A 6749-nucleotide genomic window follows, 5' to 3' on the forward strand; every position below is an offset into this window, starting at 1 on the left:
CATGAAAAAATTATTACCAACTTCAACTGCTGGCAGCTTACCAAAACCGTCTTGGCTTGCAGAACCTGAAAAACTTTGGTCGCCTTGGAAACTCGAAAACGAAGGCTTAATCGAAGGTAAAAAAGACGCGCTACGTTTAGCGTTACACGAACAACAACGTGCGGGCATTGATATTGTCAGCGATGGTGAACAAACCCGCCAACACTTTGTGACCACCTTTATTGAACACTTAAATGGTGTAGATTTTGAGAAGCGCGAAACAGTTCGTATTCGTGACCGTTACGATGCAAGTGTACCGTCTGTTGTAGGTGCAGTGTCTCGTCAAAAGCCTGTATTTGTTGAAGATGCGAAATTTTTACGTCAGCAAACTGATCAGCCAATTAAATGGGCGTTACCTGGCCCAATGACTATGATTGATACGCTTTATGATGGTCACTACAAGAGCCGTGAAAAGCTTGCTTGGGAATTTGCCAAAATCTTGAACCAAGAAGCGAAAGAGTTAGAAGCTGCTGGTGTAGATATCATTCAGTTTGACGAACCTGCATTTAACGTTTTCTTTGACGAAGTAAATGACTGGGGTATTGCAACTTTAGAGCGTGCAATTGAAGGTCTAAAATGTGAAACTGCGGTGCACATTTGCTATGGTTACGGTATTAAAGCCAATACTGACTGGAAAAAGACACTCGGTTCAGAATGGCGCCAGTACGAAGAAGCTTTCCCGAAACTTCAAAATTCTAACATTGATATCATCTCGTTAGAGTGTCACAACTCTCGTGTGCCAATCGACTTGCTTGAACTTATTCGTGGTAAAAAAGTCATGGTAGGTGCGATTGATGTTGCATCTAACCAGATTGAAACACCAGAAGAAGTGGCTAACACACTACGTAAAGCGCTTCAGTTTGTAGACTCAGACAAGCTTTACCCATGCACAAACTGCGGTATGGCACCTCTTTCACGTGAAGTGGCACGCGGCAAGCTAAATGCCTTAAGTGCAGGTGCAGAAATCGTTCGCAGAGAACTTACGGGTTTTGATCTCACTGCTTAATATTTACCAATAAGTGGTATAAAGGGTTACTTTTTTGATGGTAGTTGATAATCAAACAAGTAACCCTCATTTTACTTACTACATGTCGCTCTAATTAGATCGCATGTCGATAGTACCTTCCTGATGGAGTTGGGCGGTATAGCAAACACACAGGAAAAGGTACGGTTCAATTTAGGAATAATGTCATGGTTCAAGCAACAGACTTTAGAAATGCAATGTCTTTACTCACAAGTGCGGTTAGTGTTGTGACCACGGCAGGCATGTCTGGCCGTTTTGGATTTACTGCCTCTGCTGTTTGTAGTGTGACTGACACACCGCCGACATTATTAGTCTGTATGAACCAAGCTGCGAGTTCACATGCACATTTCCTAGATAACAAAATCTTAACCGTAAATGTGTTAGGCGCGCACCACGAACATATTTCAAAAGCATTTTCATCTAAGCTTACACCAGAAGAACGCTTTAAACATGGCGAATGGATTGAGTTAGAAACGGGTTCACCTGTGTTGGAAGATGCTTTGGTGAGCTTCGATTGTGAGATTGAGCAAATTCAACAAGTCGGCACACATACGATTTTTATATGTCCGATTGTAGCGATTAAACAAAGCCAACATGACCAAAGTTTGGTTTATTTTAACCGTGCTTATCACCAAGTGGGGCAGACTGAGATTGTCTAATTCCACTTTTTATAAAATTTAAAATGATAATTTAATAAATCTAAAAAATAATAATAAATTTAATAACTTACGTTATTTTTCAATATTGACACAAGCAGTCTTCCAAATTATTCTCGTCTGCTTACCACTATGGTAGGACGAGAGGGAGACGCCTTAGTGCGTACTGAATCCTTGGGGCAGTCTGTCAACTTCCTTTCGTTCTACTGCCATTATTTGAAAATGATTGGTGGAAACTTCTCTATTATGGCGAAATGAAAGAAGGACGCCTCGTGCGTGCTGGGTACTCAAAGCCAGTCTGTTAACCTTCTTTCGTTTCGCCGCCATTCTTTAAGAATAACTGGGTGGGCTTCATTACCATTATGGTAGGGTGAAAGTGGGGACGCCTCTGTGCGTACTGGTTCTTGAGTCAGTCTGCTAACCCACTTTTGTCCTGTCACCATTACTTAATTTACATCTGTTCCACATATAGTCAGTAATACACAACCATTTAAAAATATAATTAAATATAATATATTAAATAATAATTTAGTTAATCTAATGAAAAACAATAAGAAATTTAAACACTTGTTATTAAAGCCACATTGACACATCCAAACTCTCAGATTATGCTTTGCGTGCTGGCCACATTGCCAGCCGGTTTTAGCAGACCGCATAGTAAGAGCATCAGATTATTCCTTCTGAGGAGTAGTCTTATGTGTATCAATCGTCCCTCGCTCGTTGCGGTAGGACGAGTGAGGGACACCTTCGGGTGTGCTGATTTCTTACTATCAGTCTGCTAACCCTTGCTCGTTCTGCCACCATAATTCCAAATGAATGCTTTGGCAGAACTCCCAAAATCAGGAGTTGGCTATGCACATCCATCATTTCTTGGCCTTAAGCGCCAAAAGCTATAACGACACCACTTAATTCATCTTTAAACAGTTTGAAGGCTTAACCGCTTTTCAGACCTTAAGTCATTACGGCTAAAAACTTATATCAACAATAACACTTGAGATGTGCCAAGCACCGTCTTACGGCTTTGCTGTGCCTTTTTTTCTCCCAGAAAGGGCACAGGCTTTTTATCTCATTTAGAAACAACAAGAATTTATAACGGTAAAACTATGCCAACTTTAGAAATATCTTCCAGAAAATTACAGGTTATACAAACTGCCATACAACTCTTTACCACGTATGGGTTCCATAATGCAGGGGTAGACCTCATTGTTGAAAAGGCCCAAATAACCAAAACCACCTTTTATAAATATTTTGGCTCGAAAGAACGTTTGATCGAAATGTGTATTGCCTTTCAAAAAAGCCTGCTCAGAGAAGAAGTGCTCTCGATTATTTACTCAAGCCGTTACTACACCCAGCACGATAAACTCAAAGAAATTATTGTTTTTCATACCAATCTAAACAGCCTATATCATTTACTGCTTAAGGCGGTTTTTGAAATAAAACGGCTGTACCCGCAAGCTTACCGTATGGCAGTTGAATACCGAAAATGGCTACATCGGGAACTTTTTGACCTGATTTTTAGCTGTGAGACTCGTGCTTTCAAATTTGATGCAGACATGGTTTTAAACCTTATAGATGGTTTACTGCTACAGGTTTTAAGCTCAAATTGTTTGGATGAAAGGGATGTGGTGTTGGAAAGGTTTTGGGGGAGGGGAAACTGATCATAAAAGTTTGAAGTTAAATTTTTATGATGGAGGTGCCTGATTAGTTAAAGTAGAGGGAGTGAAGCTTAATTAATCAGTTTAGTCTTGTGCAAAATGGCAGTATGCTATTGAAGCAGAAAATTAATTATCCCCAAATATTGGGAAAAGTCTGGAATCGAAAATGAAAAGAAAAAATACTAAGATCGGTGATATCTTTGTTGTTAAAGTAGACAATGATAAGAAAAAATATTTTCAATTAATCGCTTTTGATTTAACTCAACTCAATAGTGATGTGATCAGAAGCTTTAAAAAAGTATACCCATTGGAAGCTGATATTGATTTATTGGAAATCGTAAACGGTGAAGTAGAGTTTTATGCTCACTGTGTGACTAAGTTTGGATTGAAAATGAATTTATGGGAGAAAGTTGGGAATACCAGTGAAATTGGTGATATTTCAAATATTCTTTTTCGGTGTACGAATGACTATGGAGCAAAGGTGGGGGCAGAGAAGATTAAAGTATCTGAAAATTGGTATGTATGGCATATAAATGATGAAGACTTTACTCGTGTAGGGAGGTTAGAGGGAGAAAATCGTAAGGCAGAAATTGGTGTAGTTGTGAACCCTTACGATATTGTTGAGCGTATAAAAACAGGAAAATACGATTTTGTATATCCTGATTTTGAGTAAAAGTTAGTGTTATATCGCTCCCTATCATCCTTACGACCAGATTATCTACTGGTCGTGCAAAATTAGACATATTCTTCTCAACTGCTATAAAGAACTTCCATACTCCACATACCCATCTTCAATTGCAGGAATAATCTCTACAAACTCAAAGTAGGGTACTGTACAAAACTCAGAATCTCGAATCGCATCAATCACAAAATAATAATCTTGCAGAGATGTGGTCTCAAATACAGCAATATCACTCGCTTTAGTACTAAACGCTTCAACGTCATACCAGCGAACTTTTACAGTCGGGTATTTCCCAAAAATAGGTTCAAGCTTTTGTGTACTAAACTCAGCACGCTTTTCACGAGCTAGAGCCAACCAAGCAGGCAAAGCTCTTAAATGAATAAAAAAAGTATAGATTCTAGACATAACCACTCCATAACTGGGCCGAGTTGTAGTTCAACTGAAAAGACAGCATTTGCTTGTCATATCAATATGACTCAGTCAGTATATGAGTAATTACTCACATTACATACTCGCATTTCGGCTCATGTCAGAAACACTTCCAGACCCTCGTAAACGCCCGCGTCAAGCACGCTCAGTGGCTACCTTTGAAGCTATTTTAGAGGCGGCTGCTCGCATTTTAGAGTCGTTAAGTTTTGCTGGATTTAACACAAATGCTGTGGCTGAACTTGCTGGCGTAAGCATTGGTAGCCTATATCAATACTTTCCATCTAAAGATGCATTAATCGTCGAGTTAATTCGACGTGAGCGCGCCAAACTTTCAAATCATATTATTGAAGCCATACAACTAAATACTGCGGAAGGCTTAAAAGAAAAACTAAAACTCATCATTCAGGCTGCTGTGCAACATCAATTGAGCCGTCCACAGTTGGCACGAACCTTAGAGTTTGCTTCCGAACTCATAGGAAAAGACATTAAAGAAAGTGAACTTCAACACGAGCTAGAAACCATAATTTCTGACCTGTTTACTTGTTCTGGTATTTCACAGGCGCAGATAGCTGCACAAGATGTGATTGCTTTGAGTAAAGGAATGATTAATGCGGCAGGTATAGCAGGTGAAAGTGATTTAAATCATTTACAGCAGCGAGTTGAAAAGGGTGTATTTGGGTATTTGGATTTGAGCTAGCGAACATAAGTCAATGTTACAGCGACACAACCCATGTCATTATGAAGAAAGAGCGTATAGATTTGATAAATTCTTTGGAAGATGCTTTTAGATACTCGAATTACTTAAGTGTATGTATGTAGGATAGGGTAGTGAGTCATTGTAAGAACGATTTAGATTAGAGTGAATATTTATCTGCTTTAGAATTAATAGAGATTACATGAAATTGTGGAGAGTTGTTCAATAAGTAATTCTGAAAGGTGACAAATCGAGCCTGTAAATTATTTTGTGTAAGTTCCATTTTTTATAAATGATCTTTTAATCGATCATCGAACTGAATCGTAAACCAATTCATTGCTAAACGCCAATTTTGAATTGGCATCGTCCATTTCTTCGCAGCATTTGATGTTGCTAAGTAAATGACCTTCTTTACTGAGTCATCAGATGAAAAGATTTTCCTTTTCTTCGTTGAATGGCGTATTACGCTATTCAACGACTCAATCGCATTTGTTGTATAAATTGCATGACGTATTTCGGCTGGATAGCTAAAGATCGTTCGGATATTTTCCCAATTGGCCCGCCAGGATTCTCCAATTTTGGGATACTGGTGATTCCATTGATCACAGAAGATGTCTAGGGATTTTAAAGCATTTTCCTCTGTACTTGCCTGATAAATCGCTTTCAGACCCGACGTAACAGCTTTGTAGTCTTTCCAGCTTACAAATCTCAGGCTATTGCGTACAACATGCACGATACACAGTTGAATATCAGTATGAGGGTAAACAGAGGCTATCGCGTCAGGGAAGCCTTTTAATCCATCTACACAGGCAACAAGAATGTCCTGTACTCCTCGATTTTTTAGCTCTGTCATGACTGACAGCCAGAATTTGGCACCTTCTGTCTGAGCAATCCACATACCCAGTAATTCTTTTTGCCCATCCATATTGATGCCTAAAGCAAGGTATACGGACTTGTTAATCACATTGGAGTGCTGACGGACTTTGACAACAATACAGTCAAGATAGACAACAGGATAAAGGCTATCTAAGGCTCTATTTTGCCACTCAGTCACTTGCTCAATCACAGCATCGGTAACTTTGCTGATGAGAGATGCTGACACATCGGCATCGTACATTTCTTTGAAGAAGGCTACAATTTCCCTATTAGTCATTCCTTTTGCATACAGTGAGAGGATTTGGTCATCCATACTGGTGATGCGTGTTTGGTGCTTTTTTATAATTTGTGGCTCAAATGAACCTTCTCGATCACGGGGAATATCTAAAGCCAGTTGTCCATCTTGAGTTGTAATGGTTTTAGAACTAAACCCATTACGGCTATTTGAGCCTTTCTTGGGCTGATGCTTTTCATAACCGAGATGGTCTGAAAGTTCAGTATTGAGTGCAGTTTCAATCATGAATTTTTTAAAGACTGCTGTCATTTGGTTTAAGTCTTCTGGTGTTTTTAGACCTTTAGCCAATTCGGCAGCCATACTTTTGATTGTTGCTTCATCCATGTGAAGTACCTTTTGTAATTATCCTCTGAAGGATAAATGAAAATTAAGTACTTACACAAAATTTAGAACAGTCCC

Annotated in this window: 7 protein-coding genes; 5 read left to right on the forward strand and 2 right to left on the reverse strand. The window is 39.1% G+C overall.

Translation table 11 applies throughout. The annotated features are described in order from the left end of the window. Position 1: 1 nt before the first annotated feature. The 4 genes from MKL35_RS17885 (at position 2) to MKL35_RS17900 (ending at position 4047) form a co-directional block, all read left to right on the forward strand. A complete protein-coding gene (locus MKL35_RS17885; protein ID WP_106479772.1) occupies positions 2-1045 on the forward strand; it encodes a methionine synthase in 1044 nt (347 codons plus the stop codon). A gap of 185 nt (positions 1046-1230) precedes the next feature. After that, complete coding sequence (locus tag MKL35_RS17890; protein ID WP_004888630.1) at positions 1231-1722, forward strand: flavin reductase; 492 nt, start codon at positions 1231-1233, stop codon at positions 1720-1722. Positions 1723-2822: 1100 nt separating this feature from the next. After that, positions 2823-3377, forward strand: a complete 555-nt coding sequence (locus tag MKL35_RS17895) for a TetR/AcrR family transcriptional regulator (RefSeq protein ID WP_209796540.1) — start codon at positions 2823-2825, stop codon at positions 3375-3377. A 163-nt stretch (positions 3378-3540) separates the two neighbouring features. Continuing rightward, complete coding sequence (locus tag MKL35_RS17900; RefSeq protein ID WP_106479774.1) at positions 3541-4047, forward strand: hypothetical protein; 507 nt, start codon at positions 3541-3543, stop codon at positions 4045-4047. 84 nt (positions 4048-4131) lie between these two features. Here the strand turns inward: MKL35_RS17900 and MKL35_RS17905 are convergent, their stop codons facing one another. Beyond that, entirely contained in the window at positions 4132-4461 is a 330-nt protein-coding gene (locus MKL35_RS17905; RefSeq protein ID WP_106479775.1) for a darcynin family protein, read from the reverse strand. A 121-nt stretch (positions 4462-4582) separates the two neighbouring features. Between MKL35_RS17905 and MKL35_RS17910 the strand changes: the two genes are divergently transcribed. Further along, positions 4583-5182: a TetR/AcrR family transcriptional regulator gene (locus MKL35_RS17910; RefSeq protein ID WP_106479776.1), complete on the forward strand. Its 600-nt coding sequence runs from the start codon at positions 4583-4585 to the stop codon at positions 5180-5182. 283 nt (positions 5183-5465) lie between these two features. On the opposite strand, the gene MKL35_RS17915 is transcribed toward MKL35_RS17910, so the two are convergent. Continuing rightward, complete coding sequence (locus tag MKL35_RS17915) at positions 5466-6674, reverse strand: IS256-like element ISAba26 family transposase (RefSeq protein WP_000343018.1); 1209 nt, start codon at positions 6672-6674, stop codon at positions 5466-5468. Positions 6675-6749: the final 75 nt, after the last annotated feature.

Source organism: Acinetobacter sp. AOR41_HL (assembly GCF_027854645.1).
Classification (GTDB): domain Bacteria; phylum Pseudomonadota; class Gammaproteobacteria; order Pseudomonadales; family Moraxellaceae; genus Acinetobacter; species Acinetobacter nosocomialis.